Below are 17,990 nucleotides of genomic sequence, written 5' to 3'. Positions count from 1 at the left end.
ATGACTGCCACCCAGGACCTCCGATTCACCGACAACGACGAGCGCGCGATCCGCGAGCTCGTGCAAGCCGCCCACGAGGCGCAGATCGACACCGTGACCCTTCCGGCGCTGCACAGCGCCGACGCGATCATCGTCAACATCGCCGGCCGCCGACTGTTCGGCCGCGACGAGTTCGTGGCCGCTATGGCGAAGGCCGTCGCGTCGCCGCTACGCGATGTCACCACGACCGTCGAGGTCGTCGACGTACGCCCCGTCACCGACGATGTCGCGATCGTCAGCAGCATCAAGTCCGTGCACGACGCGCGCTCCGAGCAATCCGGCGAGCTCCCCGAGCGGGGTGCGTTCACGTACGTGGTGACACGCACCGGCGAGGACTGGCGGATTGCTCTGGCGCAGACGACGCCGATCGCCGGCGGTTGAGCCGGCTCGGAAAATCGGTCGCCCGCGCATCCGGGGCGACATAGATTCGGATCATGGTGACCCAGGTCCCAGAGACCCGCCCGGATCGAAACGGCCTCAGCTGGCGGCAGTTGTCCGCGGGCGACATCGACCCGTTGCTCGCGCTCATCGAGAAGATCCAGACCCATGACCGAGAAGAGGAGCGCACCCGGCGGGCCGACCTGGAGACGATGACCAGGCAGTCGTGGGTGGACCTCGCGGCCGACAGCCGGGTCGCGGTCGACGCCGGCGGTACGTTTCGCGCGTTCGGGCGCAACGCGTTCCGCCCGGGGGCGACGGAAACGGTCGCGGTCAGGCTCGAGGGAGGCGTCGATCCGCAGTGGCGCGGGCGAGGCATCGGGCGTGAGCTGCTGGCGTGGCAGCGTACGCGTGCGCTTGAGAACATCGCCGACCTTCGCGCCGCCGATCCGGTGGCAGCGGAGCTTCCGAGTCGCATCGGCGGCTTCGTCGAGGAGCAGGTCATCGAGCGGTCCCGGCTGTACGAGGCGGCGGGTTTCGAGGTCACCCGCTGGTTCCTCCAGCTGCGCCGCTCACTCGACCATGGTCGCGACGTGCCGCCGCTCGCGGTCGACGGCCTTCGGGTCGAGCAGTTCGGCGACCACCTCGCCGAGCGCGTACGTCTCGCGCACAACGACGCCTTCCTCGACCACTGGGGCTCGACCCCGTACGACGAGGAGGCGTGGCGTTCCGGCCTGCTGGAGGAGGAGGCGTTCCGCCCGGCGCAGAGCTTCGTGGTAATCGACACCAACGACCCCGACGAGGCGGTCGTCGCGTACGTCGTCAACTGCGAGTACGAGCACGACTGGGCGGCGCAGGGCTTCACCGACGGATACACCGACGTGATCGGCGTACGCAGGCCATGGCGCGGCTGCGGACTTGCCCGGCACCTCCTGGCCCTGTCGGCATGCGCCTTCGCCGACGCGGGCCACCCGTACGCGACGCTCGACGCCGACGCCGAGAACCCGAGTGGAGCGGTGGCGCTGTACGAGTCGGTCGGCTACGAGCCGACCCACCGCACGAAGTACTACTCGATCGACGTATGAGACGTACGAGCCAGCAGGCCGAGCAGCTCGGCGTGGATCTCGTCGGGGTACTCCATCGGCAGGAAGTGCGACCCGCGTAGCTCGACGACGCGCGCGTCGGCCATCCGCTCGGCGGCGGTGCCCATCGACCGGGCACCGGCGAGTACGTCCCAATGACCCGAGACGAACGTGGTGGGCACCTCGATGTGCGACAGCGACACGCGCGGATGCCGAGCTGCATGCACAGCGAGCCGCATGTACCAGTCGATATCGGTGGTCAGGAACTCGCGCACCGCCTCGCGTACGACCGCATCCGATGCCGCGGGGAGCATGAACCCGCTGTGCCGCAGCAGCCTCGTGGTGACCGGGTTCCAGGGCAGCCGCTTCGTCACGACCGACAAGGCCTTGCCCGTCGCGAGCATCGCCCACGCCGAGCCGACCGTGAGCGTGCGCGCGACCGGCGCGGGCACGTGGAACGGGCCGAGCATGGTGCTGAACGTGTCGCCGGGTACGCCGGCGACCGCGAGCAGCCCCTCCACACGCTCCGGATGGAGTGTGGCGAGCTCGAACGAGACGTTGACGCCCATCGACCAGCCCATGACCACGCATGAGTCGACACCGGCGTCGTCGAGCACGGCGATCGCGTCGTCGACGAAGTCGTCCATCGAGATCCGGTCACGGTCGGCCGGTCGCTCCGACCCGCCGACGCCGCGGTGGTTCCAGGAGATCACCCGCACGCCGCACCCCGGTGACAGCAGTGCGGGCCACGCGTACGGATTGGTGCCGAGGCCGTTGCACAGCAACACCGTCGGCCCCTCGGCGTCGTTGCTCCATGCCCGCAGCCGGGTGCCGTCCGCGCTGTACACGTCGTAGAAGCGCACGCGCGGAACTGCCGTCGGAGCGGCTACGGTTTGTGCGGTCATGTGGTCAATTGTCCCAGTACGAGGCGTCAGAGTTGCGACTCGGCCCCGTGTCAGTGGTGAGGAGTGCGATGTCGCTGGTCTGGCTGCCGTTCCCGCACGGTGATCTCGGAGATGCGCCCGAGTCGCTCGAAGTACGACACGTACGTCTCCGGCGAGCCGCCCGCCGGCATCGAACGCGTCGAGCTGTACGTCCCCGCGTACGACACGCTCTCGACGCCGATCGACCTTGGCGCGATCGTGCCGCAGATGCGCTCCCTTCGCGCCGTACAGACTCTGACGGCGGGCACCGAGCACGTCGCGCCGCACGTTCCGGACGGCGTGACGCTGTGCAATGCCCGCGGGGTTCACGACGCGGCGACGTCGGAGATGGCGATGGCGCTGATGCTGGCGTCGATCCGCCGGATCCCGGAGTTCGTACGCGCACAGCCGACGCACGAGTGGCGACACGACACCTCCGGGCCGGCGCTCGCCGACAGCCGGGTGCTGATCCTCGGGTACGGCAGCATCGGCGAGGCGCTCGCTCGTCGCCTGGAGCCGTTCGAGTGCGACGTCGTCAAGGTCGCCCGCACGGCTCGCGACGGCGTGCGGCCGATGTCCGAGCTGCCCGCGTTGCTGCCCACCGCGGACGTCGTGGTGCTGCTCGTGCCGCTGACGGCCGAGACCCGGCACCTGGTCGATGCCGGCTTCCTGGCCCGGATGCGCGACGGTGCGCTGCTCGTCAACGTCGCGCGCGGAGGCGTCGTCGACAGCGACGCGCTGCTGGCGGAGACCCGGAGCGGCAGGCTGCTCGCGGCGCTGGACGTCACCGAGCCCGAGCCGCTTCCGGCCGGCCATGGTCTGTGGGACTCGCCCGGCGTACTGGTCAGCCCGCACGTCGCGGGCGGCTCGACGGCGATGGTGCCCCGCATGCACGCGCTCGTCCGTGCCCAGCTGGCGAGGTTCGCGGCCGGCGACGACCTGCTCAACGTCGTGCGTTGACGGGTGCCATCACCCACCGCACGCCGTGCGTGACCGCGACCCCGCCGGCGCGTACGACCGTGGCCTCTGCCAGCGGGAGGTACGGCAGGCGCAGCGGCAGTCGGGCCCACCTCGGCAGCAACCCGACGGCGGCGGCCGAGAGCATCGCGTACGGCCCGCGCAAGGCGAGCGGCACGGGCGGACGCAGCAGCAGGAAGCGCGCCGTGCTCCGTGCGGCGGGCGTGCTCGCCAGCTCGGGGCGGTAGTCGTCGAGCGCGCGGTGGAGGTCGGCGACGGAGGCGGGCGGATCGTCGGCCCCGAGCGCGCGGGCGACCATGGCCGTTTGCGCGACGTACTCGTCACGCTCGGCACCGGTCAGTCGGCGGGAGCCGTAACGGTCGTGCGCGGCCAGGAAGCTGTCGACCTCGGCGATGTGCACCCACCGCAGGAGGTGCGGATCGTCGGCGGCGTACGCGCGACCGTCGGGTGCCGTGCCGCTGATCCGCCCATGGACGCCGCGTACCCGATCGACGGCGCGTTGCGCCTCGGTGGCGCTGCCGAACGTGGTGGTGCCGAGGAAGGCGGACGTACGCTGCAGCCGGCCCCACGGGTCGCCGCGGAATCCGGAGTGGTCGGCGACGCCTGCCATGGCGAGCGGATGCAGCGACTGCAGCAGGAGGGCGCGGAGTCCGCCGACGAACATCGAGGAGTCGGCATGCACGATCGTGACGGGGCTTCGCGGTGCGAACCAGCGTTCGCTCGTCGCGTGGTGGATCCGCTCGCGTCGCTCGAGGGCATCGGGGCCCGCCACCCGCGACAGCAGGGACAGTCCGAGCCGCATGCGTACGTCGCCGGGCGTGAGCACCATGGTGCCATGATCCCATCCCGTTGATCAATGTCCTGGAGTTGTTTATGTTCAATCAATCTCTGAAGATTGACAAGGCAGGATCAACGCAGGATGATTGAGCGAGTCGGACGATGAAGGGAGGCGGCGATGTACGTGATGACCGCCGACCAGCGCGGCAGCCGTCGGCGACCCGACGCCGTCCCGGGCGCGCTGAAGGCGCTCAACGCCGCGTACGCGGACGACCTCGTTCTCGCGTTCGATCGCACGGCCGGCGACGAGATCCAGGCACTCGTCGCCGAGTCGTCGGTCGTCGTCTCCGCCGTCGCCGATCTGGTCCGCCGGGGTGACTGGTGGATCGGCGTCGGCGTCGGCGCGGTCGAGACGCCGGTTCCCGATAACGTACGCGCCGGCCGCGGCACCGCATTCGTACACGCGCGGGCGGCCGTCGACCGGGCGAAGACCCAGCCGACCGGGCTCGCCGTCGTCGGCGACGACGAGCCTGCCGCCACGCGGTCGGAGACCACGCTGTGGCTGTTGGCCGGCCTGCTGATGCGACGCAGCGATGCCGGCTGGGAGGCGGTCGATGCGATGGCCGGCGTCGGCCGGCAGATCGACGCCGCGGCGCGGCTCGGCATCACGCCGCAGGCGATGAGCCGTCGGTTGCGCGTGGCAGGGTGGGCCGAAGACTCGCGGGCGCGCGACCTCGCGGCGTGGGTGCTCGAGCAAGGGGAGGATGCATGACCGCTTACGTGCTGGTCGTCGTGGCCGCGGTGGCTGCCGTCGTCGCGTGGGCGTTCGCGCGAGGGCCGGGTGTTCGCACAGTGTCGGCACTCGGCATTGCCGGCCTCGCGGGTGTCGCGGCGATCGCGACGCTGTTCGAGGATCCGCTCGCCGGCGACCAGCGGCCGGTGTTCGTCCTGTTCGGCGCCATCCTGGCGATCGCGGGCGGCGCCGTCGTCACGACCGCCGTCTTCGCCCAGATCGACGGCGCGGCGGGAGAGGCGGACGACTCCGGGTCGATGCACGCCGCCGGCGAACTGCTGCGCGGAGGGGCCTGGATCGGCGCACTCGAACGCTTCTCGGTGTTCCTCACCCTCGCCGCTCGCTGGCCGGAAGGCATCGCCGTCGTCCTCGCCGTCAAGGGCCTCGGCCGGTACGCCGAGCTGCGCAGTCATGCCGGCACGGGCGCGGCCGAGCGGTTCATCATCGGCAGCCTGGTCAGCCTCGCCTGGGCGGCGCTCGCCTCGTACCTCGTGTTCGAGCCGTACGTGATTGCGCGCTGAGCACCTACTCCTCGAGACGGGCTCGGGTCCGGTCGGTGATCTCGCGCTCGGAGTCGTAGTACGCGAGGCCCCACTCCGCGACCAGGGCGGGGAATCGCATCGCCTCGTCGTCGCCCAGCGACTTTCGTACGGCCTCGAGCTCCGCCCGGCGGTCGGCGAGTGCGGCCGCGTACGACTCGAGAATCCGGATGACGTCGGTCGGGCGCATCAGGTGGCCCATGAGCAGGCGGAGCGCGACCGGATGCTTCAGCACCGGGAAGTCCGGCGCACTCTCGGAGAGCCAGTCCGACAGTCGGTCCGTTCCCCTGGCGGTGATCCGGAAGCGTCTCGTCGTACGCCTGCCCTGCCGGGCCGAGACGGCCTCGACCAGACCGCCTCGGGCGAGCCGGGACAGCTCGGAGTAGATCTGGCTCATCGCCGGCGAGGTCCAGTAGAAGCGCAGCGTGACGTCGGCGCGCTGCTTGAGCTCGTAGCCCGTGAGCCCGTGCTCCGACGTCTGCGCTGTCGAACGCGAGCAGCCCGAGCAGCGCGTACGAGGTCGTCGACAGGTCTTGACTCATCCGCCGCATCGTACTATTCCTATTAGGAACATGCGCGGCGAGAGACACCCGAGGAGTGCACAGGTGATCACCCAAGTCGACTTCGTGTCGATCAATGTTGCCGACCAGGAGCGCGCGAAGCGCTTCTACACCGAGGTGCTCGGCTTCGAGCTGCTCAGTGACCAGCCGATGGGCGGACCGGACGACGCGGACGGCCCACGCTGGATCGAGGTCTGCCCGCCGGGTGCGTTCACGCGCGTCGTGCTGTTCGCCGACGCCGACGCCGCCGGCGCGTTCGGGCCGTGTGTGTTCAACACCGACGACATCCTCGCGACCGCGCGTGACATCGAGGCGGCCGGCGGCACGGTCGTCGAGCAACCCACCGAGGCGCCCTGGGGCGGCTGGTGGGGACGATTCGAGGATTCCGAGGGAAATGAGTTCGGTATGAACCAGCGATCATTGGCGTCGTCATGAGTACGAGCGGCGGCGCGATCATGCTGGTCGGCACCCGCAAGGGACTGTGGGTCGGCCGGTCAGACGCGTCGCGTACGAAGTGGGAGTGGGACGCGCCCAACTTCTTGATGTCCGAGGTCGCGTCGTGCGCGATCGACAGCCGCACCGACCCGCCGCGGCTGCTCGTCGGGTCGATGAGCTGGCACTGGGGCCCGCAGGTGCTGTACTCCGACGACCTCGGTACGACCTGGCAGGGCCACGAGTCCAGTGCGGTCGCCTTCCCCGAGGACACCGGGTCGTCCCTGGCACGCGTCTGGCAGCTGGCGCCGGGTCCTGCCGACCAGCCGGGAACGGTGTACGCCGGCACCGAGCCGTCGGCGTTGTTCCGCTCCACCGACGGCGGCCGGAGCTTCGACATGGTGCGCGGGTTGTGGGACCACCCACACCGACCGAACTGGCATCCGGGCGGAGGCGGCCAGGCGATCCACACCGTGCTGCCGCATCCCACCGACCCGGCACAGGTGACCGTCGCCATGTCGACCGGCGGCGTCTATCGTACGAGCGACGGCGGTACGTCCTGGAACCCGGCGAACAAAGGCATCGTGGCGGACTTCTTCCCCGACGACCAGACGCCCGAGTACGGCCAGTGTGTACACAAGGTGACGCGGCATGCCACGGCACCCGACCGACTGTTCGCACAGAACCACGGCGGCGTCTATCGCTCCGACGATGGCGGTGAGCAGTGGACGTCGATCGCCGAGGGACTCTCGAGCGACTTCGGCTTCCCGGTGGTCGTGCATCCGAGCGACCCCGACACGATCTACGTGTTCCCGGTCGTGAGTCCCGAGGAGCGCTTCCCGCCCGACGGCCGTGCTCGGGTGTGGCGCTCGCGCGACGCGGGCGACACGTGGGAGGCGCTCGGCGAGGGCTTGCCGGACACCTTCTACTCGGCGGTGATGCGCGATGCGATGTGCGTCGACTCCGGAAGTCCCGCGGGGGTGTACTTCGGGGGTCGCGACGGCTCGGTGTACGCGAGCAACGACGACGGCGACACCTGGTTCGCCGCCGCCGAGCATCTGCCCGACGTGCTGTCGGTACGCGCGGCCGTCTACTGAGCGCGTCCGCGTTCCGGCGACCTCGGGTGGGTTTCGGTGGGGGAAAACCCACCACAGGTCGCCGAGACGCGGACGCTCACCAGGGCACCAGGCCATCGCGGTCGGTGAACGTGCCGGTCCGCGCATCGTCGGGCGCCATCGTCGCCATGGCGACGATGGCGTCGGTGCCTTCCTCGACCGACTGGGGTCCCTGGTGGTTGTTGAAGTCCGTCCCGGTGTAGCCCGGGTCAACGGCATTGATCCGCATCCGCGGGTACGCCTTCGCGTATTGCGTGGTGACCATGTTCAGTGCGGTCTTCGACGACGTGTACGTCAGGGCGTTCAGCGTCGACTCGAGACGCTCGGGGTCGCTGGTCACGGCGATAGACCCCATGCCGCTGCTGACGTTGACGATCATCGGGTGCTCCGACTGCTCGAGCAGCGGGACGAACGCCCGCGTCACGCGCACGACGCCGTACACGTTGGTCTCGTACACCTCGTGCAGGTGCTCGGGCCGGGTCTCGGCGACAGACACCCAGGATCCGCCGATGCCCGCGTTGTTGACGAGAACGTCGAGGTGGCCGTGCTGCTCGCGGACGTACTCGGCGGCGGCGTCCACCGACGGCTGGTCGGTGACGTCGATCGGCACGTACGTCGCGCCGAGCTCGTCGGCCGCGCGCTTTCCGCGGTCGCGGTCGCGGGCGCCCACGTAGACCTGATGTCCGGCGGCGATGAGCCGCCGTGCTGATTCGTGTCCGAGGCCCTTGTTCGCCCCGGTGATGAAGGTGATCGTCATGGGTTCAGCGTGTGGCGGATCGACGGCGCCGGCCAGCGACCGCCTTTCCTAGGACTACCGGTCCTACGCAGGGCACCCGGCGACGGGCGATACTGACCGGGTGAGCCCGCGACGATCCGAACTCGGAGACGCACTACGCAACTGGCGCGACCGGCTGTCGCCGGAGGCCGTCGGTGTGTCGACGTACGGACAGCGGCGTGCGACCGGCCTGCGGCGTGAGGAGCTGGCATCGCTGTCGGGCCTGTCGGTCGACTACGTGACCCGGCTCGAACAGGGCCGCTCGTCGAACCCGTCGGCGCAGGTGCTCACCGCGCTCGCGCGTTCGCTGCAGCTGAGCCGAGACGAACGCGACCACCTGTACGTGCTCGCCGGGCAGGCGCCGCCGCGTAGCGGGGTCATCGATGCGCACCTGACACCCGGCGTCCAACGCCTGCTCGCCCGGCTGGAGGAGTTCCCCGTCGGCGTACACGACCCGGCCTGGAACATCGTCGCGTGGAACCCCCTGTGGGAGGCCTTGGTCGGCGAGGCCGCCGGCGCCACCGTGCGCGACCGCAACATCGCGTGGCGGCACTTCACCGGTGCCGCCGGTCGGGTCGTCGTCGACGCCGACGCCTGGATCGCGATGGAGGGAACCATCGTCGCGGACCTGCGCGCCTCGCGGGCGCAGTATCCGAACGACGACGGCCTCGCGACCCTGATCGCGGACCTTCGATCGGTCAGCGCGCGGTTCGACGAGCTGTGGCAGAGCAACGAGGTCTCGACCCACGTCGCGGCGCGTAAGAGCTTCGACCATCCGTCCGTCGGCCGGATCACCCTCGACTGTGACGTGCTGACTGTGCATGACAGCGACCTGCGGATCGTCGCGTACACCGCCGAGCCGGGCAGCGCGGACGCCCAGAAGCTCGACCTGCTCAGGGTTGTGGGTACCCAGCGGCTCAGTGGCTGAGGGCCGGCGCGTCTCGGATCGTGCGACCGCCCCTGCACGGCGCGTACGTGGCGGTCGTACGCTCTGACGCATGGCCCCCGACATCAAGCCCCGTAGCCGTGACGTCACGGATGGACTCGAGAAGACCGCCGCGCGCGGCATGCTGCGCGCCGTCGGAATGGACGACGAGGACTTCACGAAACCCCAGATCGGCGTCGCGTCGAGCTGGAACGAGATCACGCCCTGCAACCTCTCCCTCGACCGGCTCGCCGACGCGGTGAAGTCCGGCGTACACGAGGGCGGCGGGTATCCGCTCGAGTTCGGGACGATCTCGGTGTCCGACGGTATCGCCATGGGACACGAGGGCATGCACTTCTCGCTCGTGTCCCGCGAGGTCATCGCCGACTCGGTCGAGACCGTGATGATGGCCGAGCGGCTCGACGGCTCGGTGTTGCTTGCGGGCTGCGACAAGAGCCTGCCCGGCATGCTGATGGCGGCGGCCCGCCTCGACCTCGCCAGCGTCTTCCTGTACGCCGGCTCGATCATGCCCGGCCAGGTCGACGGCAAGGACGTGACGATCATCGACGCGTTCGAGGCCGTCGGGGCCTGCCTGCGCGGGCTGATCTCCCGTGACGAGGTCGACCGCATCGAGCGGGCGATTTGCCCGGGGGAGGGTGCCTGCGGCGGGATGTACACCGCCAACACGATGGCGTCCGTTGCCGAGGCTCTCGGCATGTCGCTGCCGGGTTCGGCCGCGCCGCCCGCGGTGGACCGCCGCCGCGACGGCTTCGCGCACAAGTCCGGCCGGGCCGTGGTCGGGATGCTCGAGAAGGGCATCACCGCGCGCCAGATCATGACCAAGGATGCGTTCGAGAACGCGATCGCCGTCGTGATGGCGCTCGGCGGCTCCACCAACGCCGTCCTCCACCTGCTGGCGATCGCTCGCGAGGCCGAGGTCGACCTGACGCTCGACGACTTCAACCGCATCGGCGACTCCGTACCGCATCTCGGCGACCTCAAACCGTTCGGCAAGTTCGTCATGAACGACGTCGACAAGGTCGGCGGCATCCCCGTCGTGATGAAGGCGCTGCTCGAGGCCGGCCTGATGCACGGCGACTGCCTCACCGTCACCGGGAAGACCATGGCGGAGAACCTCGCCGACGTCGACCCGAACGTCGACGGCGAGATCATCCGGTCGATGGCGAACCCGATCCACAAGACCGGTGGGCTGACCATCCTGCACGGCTCGCTCGCACCCGAGGGTGCCGTCGTCAAGAGCGCGGGTTTCGACAGCGACGTCTTCGAGGGCACGGCGCGCGTCTTCGAGCGCGAGCAGCATGCGATGGACGCGCTCGCCGACGGCACGATCCAGGCCGGCGACGTCGTGGTGATCCGGTACGAAGGCCCGAAGGGTGGCCCGGGCATGCGCGAGATGCTCGCGATCACCGGCGCCATCAAGGGCGCCGCACTCGGCAAGGACGTCCTGCTGCTCACCGACGGGCGGTTCTCCGGCGGCACGACCGGGCTGTGCGTCGGTCACGTCGCGCCCGAGGCCGTCGACGGAGGCCCGATCGCCTTCGTACGCGACGGTGACCGGATCCGGCTCGACATGGCCAGGCGCACCCTCGACATCGTCGACGTCTCCGCCGACGAGCTGGAGTCGCGCAAGCAGGGTTGGCAACCGCTGCCGGCGGTGTACGAGCGGGGCGTCCTCGCGAAGTACGCGGCCCTCGTCAAGTCGGCCGCGCACGGCGCCGTCTGCGGGTAGCGATCGGGGCGTAACCGGTCTCCAATGGTTGCGATCGGTTACGCCCAGGTCCACTAGGAAGCGATCGGGGCGTAACCGGTCTCCAATGGTTGCGATCGGTTACGCCCAGGTCCACTAGGAAGCGACCGGGGCGTAACCGATCGCAAACCGCGAGCACACGTACGCTAGCCCGCATGGACCCCGTCGAGGCACTGCGCGAGATCGCCTTCTGGATGGAGCGCTCGCGCGCTGAGACGCGTCGCGTGCAGGCGTACCGCAAGGCGGCGGACATCGTCGAGGACCTGGGCGACGACGAACGCGAGCGGCACGCGAAAGCCCGGTCCTGGTCGAGTCTCACCGGCATCGGACCGTCGACGGCGAAGGCGATCACCCAGGCCGTCGCCGGGCAGGAGCCGACCAAGCTGGTCGACCTCAAAGCCGCCGCCGAGCCGATCGGCGGTGGTTCGGAGCTCCGCCGCGCGCTGCGCGGCGACCTGCACCTGCACTCGGACTGGTCCGACGGCGGCAGTCCGATCGAGGAGATGATGCGGCGCGCGGCCGCGCTCGGGCACGAGTACGTCGCGCTCACCGACCACTCGCCGCGGCTCACCGTTGCCAACGGACTGACCGCGGAGCGCCTCGAGAAGCAGCTCGAGGTGATCGAGGGGCTCAACGACGAGCTCGCGCCGTTTCGGATTCTCACCGGCATCGAGGTCGACATCCTCGACGACGGCTCCCTCGACCAGCGCGAGGACATCCTCGCGCGTCTCGACATCGTGGTCGCGAGCGTGCACTCGAAGCTGCGGGCCGACTCCGCCACGATGACGCGGCGGATGGCCACCGCCGTCGCCGATCCCAACGTCGACGTGCTGGGCCACTGCACGGGCCGCCTGGTCGAGGGTGCGCGCGGCACGCGACCGGAGTCCAGCTTCGACGCCGAGGCGGTCTTCGATGCCTGTCGTACGCACGGCACGGCCGTCGAGATCAACAGCCGCCCGGAGCGTCGCGATCCGCCGATGCGGCTGCTGCGGCTCGCGGTCGAGCTGGGTTGTGAGTTCTCGATCGACACCGACTCGCATGCGCCCGGCCAGCTCGACTGGCAGGGGTACGGCTGCGAGCGCGCCGAGCGGGCGGGCGTCACCGCCGACCGGATCATCAACACGCTGCCCGCGGACGACCTGCTCGCGTGGACCGAGTCGTAGCGCTGAGACGCCGATCTCGCCATGCGAGACAGACGGTCTCGCGGCTTGACCGATGATGTGCGGCGGGTGGAACGTGGTCTCGTGCGTTTCATTCTTCTCGTACGCGATTGACGCGATGACCTGACAGCAGGTCCCGCGTCCCCCTCGAATGCCTCCCGGCCGAGGGGCTTTTTTAATGAGAACTGCCTTATGCGGGCGGTATCTCATCAAGGGCAGTCGGACGGGTCGCCGAGACGGTGAGACGAGCATGGTCCGCAAATAAGGAAGGACGCCATGGGCGAGCAGATGACAGGGGCGCAGAGCCTCATTCGTGCACTCGAGCATGCGGGCGTCGACACGGTATTCGGCATCCCCGGCGGTGCCATCCTCCCCGCGTACGACCCGATGCTCGACTCGCAGCAGATCCGGCACATCCTCGTACGCCACGAGCAGGGCGCGGGGCATGCCGCGCAGGGGTACGCGGTCGCGACGGGCAAGGTCGGCGTCTGCATGGCGACGTCCGGTCCCGGCGCCACCAACCTGGTGACGCCACTCGCCGACGCGAACATGGACTCCGTGCCCCTGGTCGCGGTCACCGGCCAGGTCGCGAGCGGTGCGATCGGCACGGACGCGTTCCAGGAGGCCGACATCCGCGGCATCTCGATGCCGATCACCAAGCACAGCTTCCTCGTCACCGACCCGGCGGACATTCCGCGGGTGATCGCCGAGGCGTTCCACATCGCGTCGACCGGCCGTCCCGGACCCGTGTTGGTCGACATCGCCAAGGACGCGATGCAGAAGCAGACGACGTTCGAGTGGCCCGGCGAGATCTCGATGCCCGGCTATCGGCCGAACCCGCGCCCCCACGGCAAGCAGATCCGCGAGGCGGCGCGGCTGATCAACGCGTCGCGCCGGCCCGTACTGTACGTCGGCGGCGGCGTCATCAGGGCACGGGCGAGCCAGGAGCTGCGCGTACTCGCGGAGATGACCGGCATCCCCGTCATCACGACGCTGATGGCCCGGGGCGCTTTCCCGGACTCCCACGAGCAGCACCTCGGCATGCCGGGTATGCACGGATCGGTGGCGGCCGTCGCGGCACTGCAGCGCAGCGACCTGATCGTCTCGCTCGGCGCCCGGTTCGACGACCGGGTGACCGGCAAGCTGGACTCGTTCGCACCCGACGCGAAGGTCATCCACGCCGATATCGACCCGGCGGAGATCTCGAAGAACCGCGTCGCCGACGTACCGATCGTCGGTGACTGCCGGGAGGCGATCGCCGACCTCGTCGTCGCGTTGCAGGTCGAGCACGACAGCGGCAACCGCGGCGACTTCGGCGCCTGGATGACGATGATGCGGGGGCTGTCCGAGCGCTATCCGCTCGGGTACGACAAGCCGGAGGGCGACACGCTCGCGCCGCAGCAGGTGATCCAGCGCATCGGCGAGATCGCCGGGCCGGGAGCGACGTACGTCGCGGGTGTCGGACAGCACCAGATGTGGGCCGCGCAGTTCGTCTCGTACGAGCGGCCGACGTCGTGGATCAACTCCGGTGGCCTCGGCACGATGGGCTTCTGCGTGCCGGCCGCGATGGGCGCCCAGGTCGCCCGGCCCGATGAGGTCGTGTGGGCGATCGACGGCGACGGCTGCTTCCAGATGACGAACCAGGAGCTCGCGACCTGCGCGATCGAGGGCATCCCGATCAAGGTCGCGGTGATCAACAACTCCTCGCTCGGCATGGTCCGGCAGTGGCAGACGCTGTTCTACGACGAGCGGTACTCCAACACCGACCTGCACACCTCGGCCGGTGCCCGGCGCATCCCCGACTTCGTGACGCTCGCGGAGGCGTACGGCTGTATCGGACTGCGCTGCGAGCGACCCGAGGACCTCGACTCGACGATCGAGAAGGCGATGGCCATCCAGGACGTGCCGGTCGTGATCGACTTCGTCGTGCATCGCGACGCGATGGTGTGGCCGATGGTCGCCGCCGGCACCAGCAACGACGACATCCAGATCGCGCGCGACATGGCGCCGACGTTCGAGGAGGACGAGCTGTGAGCGTGCGGGACTTTGAATGTGTTCCTGCGAGGACGACTCGAACCATCCAACGCTGCGAGGAGGATGAGCTGTGAGCAGGCATACGCTTTCCGTACTCGTGGAGGACACGCCGGGTGCGCTGGCGCGGGTGTCGAGCCTGTTCATGCGCCGCGGGTTCAACATCGACTCGCTCGCGGTCGGTCCGACCGAGATCAAGGGCGTCTCCCGGATGACGATCGTGGTCAACGTCGAGCAGCTCCCGCTCGAGCAGGTCACCAAGCAGCTGAACAAGCTGGTCAACGTGCTCAAGATCGTCGAGCTCGACACCGACTCGTCGGTCGAGCGCGAACTGGTGCTGGTGAAGGTCAAGGCCGACACCTCGACGCGTAGCCAGGTGCTCGAGACGGTGCAGCTGTTCCGGGCCAAGGTCGTCGACGTCGCCCCCGACAGCGTGACGATCGAGGCGACCGGCGATCGCGGCAAGCTGGACGCGATGATGCGCGTACTCGAGCCGTTCGGCATCCGTGAGCTCGTCCAGTCGGGACTGGTCGGCATCGGCCGGGGCGGCCGTTCGATCAGCGACCGCGCCCTGCGCCCCGTACCCGGTCCGCCGCCGAGCGGCCAGGTCGGCTGACGTACGCAACCGTAAACAGCACAACCGAAGGAGACACACGTGCCCGAGATGTTCTATGACGACGACGCCGACCTCACGGTGATCCAGCAGCGCAACGTCGCTGTCCTCGGATACGGGAGCCAGGGTCACGCGCATGCCTTGTCGCTGCGCGACTCCGGTGTCGACGTCCGCGTCGGCCTCCCCGAAGGATCGAAGAGCCGCGCGAAGGCCGAGGCGGAGGGCCTGCGCGTCGTGACGCCGTACGAGGCCTGCGAAGAGGCCGACCTGATCGTCGTACTCGCTCCGGATCCGGTGCAGCGGTCGTTGTACGCCGAGGCGATCGAGCCGAACCTGGTCGATGGAGACGCGCTGTTCTTCGGCCACGGCTTCAACATTCGCTACGACTACATCAAGCCGCCGGCGGGCGTCGACGTGTGCATGGTCGCGCCGAAGGGGCCCGGCCATCTGGTGCGCCGCGAGTACGTCGAGGGGCGCGGCGTACCTGTGCTCGTCGCCGTCGAGCAGGACCCGTCGGGCAACGCGTGGCCGCTGACGATGGCGTACGCGAAGGCGATCGGCGGGACCCGTGCGGGAGCGATCAGGACGACGTTCACCGAGGAGACCGAGACCGACCTGTTCGGTGAGCAGGCGGTGCTGTGCGGCGGCGTCTCGCAGCTCATCCAGAGCGGTTTCGAAACGCTGACCGAGGCGGGCTACCAGCCCGAGGTCGCCTACTTCGAGTGCCTGCACGAGCTGAAGCTGATCGTCGACCTCATCTATGAGGGCGGCATCGCCAAGCAGCGTTGGTCGGTCTCGGACACCGCCGAGTACGGCGACTATGTGTCGGGCAAGCGGATCCTGGGCGACGACGTGAAGGCCCGGATGAAGGAGGTGCTGACCGACGTACAGAACGGTGCGTTCGCGCAGCGCTTCATCGATGACCAGGACGCCGGTGCCCCGGAGTTCAAGAAGTTCCGCGAGGAGGCCGCGAAACACCCGATCGAGGCCGTCGGCAAGGACCTGCGGGCCCTGATGGCATGGGTCAAGACCGGTGACGACGACTACACCGAGGGCAGCGCCGCCCGCTGACCCAACCGCCCCGTGGGCATGACGTTTGCGCGCGACACGCCGGCGCGTCGCCACTCGTACGTCATGCCCACGGGGCGGCTCAGGCCGCGGCGGCCTCGTACCGTTTCAGCAGGTCGGCACCGTCGCGCGGGCGATCCGTCGGCTCGGTGGCGAGGCATTGTTCGGCCAGTGCGAAGACGCCAGGACCCAGTACATGCAGGCGGTCGAGGGCCCCGGCGTCGTAGTCGTGGTTCAGGATCCGGTGCCAGAGCGCGATCGGGTCGTCGCTTCGGTAGAGGTTGTCGCCGGACGCAGCGAACGCGAGGGAGGCGGCCCAGTTCCACACATCGGATGCCGCCGTCGCGGTCGTACCGCGGAGCCGTTCCGGTGAGACGTAGCTCGGGCTGCCGATCACCAGGCCGGTGCTGGTGACTCGCGTCTGGTCGCCCAGATGCGCGAGCCCGAAGTCGACCAGGCAGGGTCCGCTCCGCGACCAGATGATGTTCGACGGCTTCACGTCGCGATGGACGAGGCCGTGCTGGTGCACGGCGGCGAGTCCCTGGGCGAGGCCGTGGGCGAGGGCCTCGAGGCCGTCGGCCTCGAGCGGCTTCGTGCCGCGTACGTGCGACGCGAGATCGGGCCCTTCGATGGCGGTCATCGCGATGTACGGGGTGTCGCCCGCGACTCCACTGTCGACGACGCCGACGACCCGTGGGCTGTCGATGTGGCGCAGCGCCTGCATCTCCCTGAAGAACCGTCGGCGGCTGTCGGCGTCGCCGGCCAGCGCGGGGGAGAGGACCTTGAGCGCGACCTGGCCGCCTTGTGGCGACGTCGCCAGGAACACGGTGCCCATCGCGCCGGAGCCGAGGCGCCCGTGGACCTGGTACGCGCCGATCACGGTCGGGTCACCCCGGCGGGGCGCCTCGCATCGCAGCATCGGTGTTGCCGCGGTGACCATCGTCTGGCTCGACGCATCGATCGCGTGCTCGGCGGGCACCGGGATCGCGCGGGTGCCGCCGGCGTGCTCGGCGGCCACCGGTTCCGGCGCGGGCGGTTGCGCCGATGCGGCGAGGCGCGTCGGCGGCTCGGGCTGAACGCTGGGTTGGTGGCGGGTGGGGGTCGGCTGCGCGGACGGCGCGTACTCGCCGGTCTGCTGGGCGGGAGCGGGAACAGGGCGCTCGGAGGTGTCGAGCAGCCCGGCGACGAACACCTTCGGTGCCTTGCCGATGGCGACGACCATGGCGATCACGACGACCCAGACGAGGTACGCGGCGGCGTACGCGAGCACCAGCGGACTTGCGGCGGTCAGGGTGGCGAGGAGCACCAGACCGCAACCGATCGCGTACAGCGATGGCGCGTACGAGAGTGTCGGCCGGGCGAGCCGCCACGACGTGGTGATCCGGGTCGCGAGGTAGGCGAGTAGCACACTGGCCAGCCCGAGGCCGCCGAAGACGAGGATGAAGCCGGTGTCGGTTCGTGATCTGTCGGCGAAGAGGACGAGATCCTCGAACGCCGTCTCGGTGCCGGCGTCGGCCCAGGCGTCGACGTACGCGGAGGTCGAGCCGGATGCGAACGCGAACGCCACGACGGCCGGCACGACGTACGCGATGGCGCGCATCACGGGGCTGATCCCGTGGATCGCGTGGGTGCGGTTGATCAGGGACCACTCGGCGCGGTGTGGCTTGCGTCCGGTCCAGCGGCGTGCCTGCTGGCGAACCATGATCCGGTCACGCGTCTGGGTCATGACGGTCGCCGTCGCCGGCGCCGTGATTCCCGCGACTACCGCGGCGAGCAGGAACAAGCCGACGCCGACCGCGACGCGCGGGGGAGCGCCGAGTGCCTCGCAGAGCGAACTCAGGGCCGACCAGATCCAGAACACGAACGTTCGCAAAGCACTACCCCCTCTTCGGTCGCTTTCGTCGCCAGGTCCACGGCGCCGCGGACTGCCCGTATCGGTCGGGCAACCTATCCAGAGTAGTTGACGGGGTGTCCGTCTCCGGGGTTCCGTCACCCCGATCGGCGTGCCGAGATCTCAGGGTGGCGCGCGGGTGC

17 protein-coding genes and 1 pseudogene are annotated in these 17,990 nt (G+C 69.6%); 13 read left to right on the top strand and 5 right to left on the bottom strand.

What is annotated here, in order from left to right; genetic code table 11:
- The gene (locus L0C25_RS01815; RefSeq protein ID WP_271634664.1) at window positions 1–420 is read left to right on the top strand and encodes a YybH family protein; all 420 of its coding nucleotides are present in this window, start codon (window positions 1–3) and stop codon (window positions 418–420) included.
- A 53-nt stretch (window positions 421–473) separates the two neighbouring features.
- Window positions 474–1,502 carry a GNAT family N-acetyltransferase gene (locus L0C25_RS01810; RefSeq protein ID WP_271634663.1) on the top strand — a complete coding sequence of 343 codons (1,029 nt, stop codon included), beginning with the start codon at window positions 474–476 and terminating at the stop codon, window positions 1,500–1,502.
- On the opposite strand, the gene L0C25_RS01805 is transcribed toward L0C25_RS01810, so the two are convergent.
- A complete protein-coding gene (locus L0C25_RS01805) occupies window positions 1,484–2,404 on the bottom strand; it encodes an alpha/beta fold hydrolase (protein WP_271634662.1) in 921 nt (306 codons plus the stop codon). The two genes, L0C25_RS01810 and L0C25_RS01805, sit on opposite strands and share 19 nt — an antisense overlap.
- Before the next feature lie 111 nt (window positions 2,405–2,515).
- Between L0C25_RS01805 and L0C25_RS01800 the strand changes: the two genes are divergently transcribed.
- A complete protein-coding gene (locus L0C25_RS01800; RefSeq protein WP_271634661.1) occupies window positions 2,516–3,382 on the top strand; it encodes a 2-hydroxyacid dehydrogenase in 867 nt (288 codons plus the stop codon).
- Here the strand turns inward: L0C25_RS01800 and L0C25_RS01795 are convergent.
- Window positions 3,366–4,229 (bottom strand): oxygenase MpaB family protein, encoded by an 864-nt coding sequence (locus L0C25_RS01795; RefSeq protein WP_271634660.1) that lies wholly within the window; start codon window positions 4,227–4,229, stop codon window positions 3,366–3,368. The genes L0C25_RS01800 and L0C25_RS01795 overlap by 17 nt on opposite strands.
- A 126-nt stretch (window positions 4,230–4,355) precedes the next feature.
- Here L0C25_RS01795 and L0C25_RS01790 point away from each other — a divergent pair, with 126 nt between their 5' ends.
- Together L0C25_RS01790 and L0C25_RS01785 are read left to right on the top strand one after the other, a co-directional pair.
- The gene (locus L0C25_RS01790) at window positions 4,356–4,949 is read left to right on the top strand and encodes a SatD family protein (protein ID WP_271634659.1); all 594 of its coding nucleotides are present in this window, start codon (window positions 4,356–4,358) and stop codon (window positions 4,947–4,949) included.
- Window positions 4,946–5,491 (top strand): hypothetical protein, encoded by a 546-nt coding sequence (locus L0C25_RS01785; RefSeq protein WP_271634658.1) that lies wholly within the window; start codon window positions 4,946–4,948, stop codon window positions 5,489–5,491. The genes L0C25_RS01790 and L0C25_RS01785 overlap by 4 nt, the downstream gene beginning before the upstream one ends.
- A gap of 4 nt (window positions 5,492–5,495) precedes the next feature.
- Here L0C25_RS01785 and L0C25_RS24070 read toward each other — a convergent pair.
- Window positions 5,496–5,969, bottom strand: a pseudogene (locus L0C25_RS24070) (hypothetical protein); the annotation flags it as partial.
- A gap of 145 nt (window positions 5,970–6,114) precedes the next feature.
- On the opposite strand from L0C25_RS24070, the gene L0C25_RS01770 reads away from it, so the two are divergent.
- Together L0C25_RS01770 and L0C25_RS01765 are read left to right on the top strand one after the other, a co-directional pair.
- Window positions 6,115–6,504: a VOC family protein gene (locus tag L0C25_RS01770; RefSeq protein WP_271634656.1), complete on the top strand. Its 390-nt coding sequence runs from the start codon at window positions 6,115–6,117 to the stop codon at window positions 6,502–6,504.
- Window positions 6,501–7,598: a WD40/YVTN/BNR-like repeat-containing protein gene (locus L0C25_RS01765; protein WP_271634655.1), complete on the top strand. Its 1,098-nt coding sequence runs from the start codon at window positions 6,501–6,503 to the stop codon at window positions 7,596–7,598. Before L0C25_RS01770 ends, L0C25_RS01765 begins: the two co-directional genes overlap by 4 nt.
- Before the next feature lie 76 nt (window positions 7,599–7,674).
- On the opposite strand, the gene L0C25_RS01760 is transcribed toward L0C25_RS01765, so the two are convergent.
- Entirely contained in the window at window positions 7,675–8,373 is a 699-nt protein-coding gene (locus tag L0C25_RS01760) for an SDR family NAD(P)-dependent oxidoreductase (RefSeq protein ID WP_271634654.1), read from the bottom strand.
- 100 nt (window positions 8,374–8,473) lie between these two features.
- On the opposite strand from L0C25_RS01760, the gene L0C25_RS01755 reads away from it, so the two are divergent.
- The 6 genes from L0C25_RS01755 to ilvC all read left to right on the top strand — a co-directional run bounded on the left by L0C25_RS01755 (window position 8,474) and on the right by ilvC (window position 15,959).
- Window positions 8,474–9,319: a helix-turn-helix transcriptional regulator gene (locus L0C25_RS01755; protein ID WP_271634653.1), complete on the top strand. Its 846-nt coding sequence runs from the start codon at window positions 8,474–8,476 to the stop codon at window positions 9,317–9,319.
- A 70-nt stretch (window positions 9,320–9,389) separates the two neighbouring features.
- The gene (gene ilvD, locus L0C25_RS01750; RefSeq protein WP_271634652.1) at window positions 9,390–11,066 is read left to right on the top strand and encodes a dihydroxy-acid dehydratase; all 1,677 of its coding nucleotides are present in this window, start codon (window positions 9,390–9,392) and stop codon (window positions 11,064–11,066) included.
- Window positions 11,067–11,239: 173 nt separating this feature from the next.
- On the top strand, window positions 11,240–12,247 hold the full coding sequence (locus L0C25_RS01745) for a PHP domain-containing protein (protein ID WP_271634651.1): 1,008 nt from the start codon (window positions 11,240–11,242) through the stop codon (window positions 12,245–12,247).
- A gap of 273 nt (window positions 12,248–12,520) precedes the next feature.
- Window positions 12,521–14,278, top strand: coding sequence for an acetolactate synthase large subunit (locus L0C25_RS01740; RefSeq protein WP_271634650.1), 1,758 nt, complete (start codon window positions 12,521–12,523; stop codon window positions 14,276–14,278).
- Between the two features lie 70 nt (window positions 14,279–14,348).
- Window positions 14,349–14,891, top strand: coding sequence for an acetolactate synthase small subunit (ilvN, locus tag L0C25_RS01735; RefSeq protein WP_271634649.1), 543 nt, complete (start codon window positions 14,349–14,351; stop codon window positions 14,889–14,891).
- Window positions 14,892–14,939: 48 nt separating this feature from the next.
- Window positions 14,940–15,959, top strand: coding sequence for a ketol-acid reductoisomerase (gene ilvC, locus L0C25_RS01730; protein ID WP_408641685.1), 1,020 nt, complete (start codon window positions 14,940–14,942; stop codon window positions 15,957–15,959).
- A 79-nt stretch (window positions 15,960–16,038) separates the two neighbouring features.
- On the opposite strand, the gene L0C25_RS01725 is transcribed toward ilvC, so the two are convergent.
- Entirely contained in the window at window positions 16,039–17,829 is a 1,791-nt protein-coding gene (locus tag L0C25_RS01725; protein ID WP_271634647.1) for a serine/threonine-protein kinase, read from the bottom strand.
- Window positions 17,830–17,990 lie beyond the last annotated feature (161 nt).

The organism is Solicola gregarius, assembly GCF_025790165.1.
In the GTDB taxonomy this organism is placed as follows: domain Bacteria; phylum Actinomycetota; class Actinomycetes; order Propionibacteriales; family Nocardioidaceae; genus Solicola; species Solicola gregarius.
Note: the sequence above shows the minus strand (reverse complement) of the source record. Positions and strands in the feature narration are given on the sequence as shown.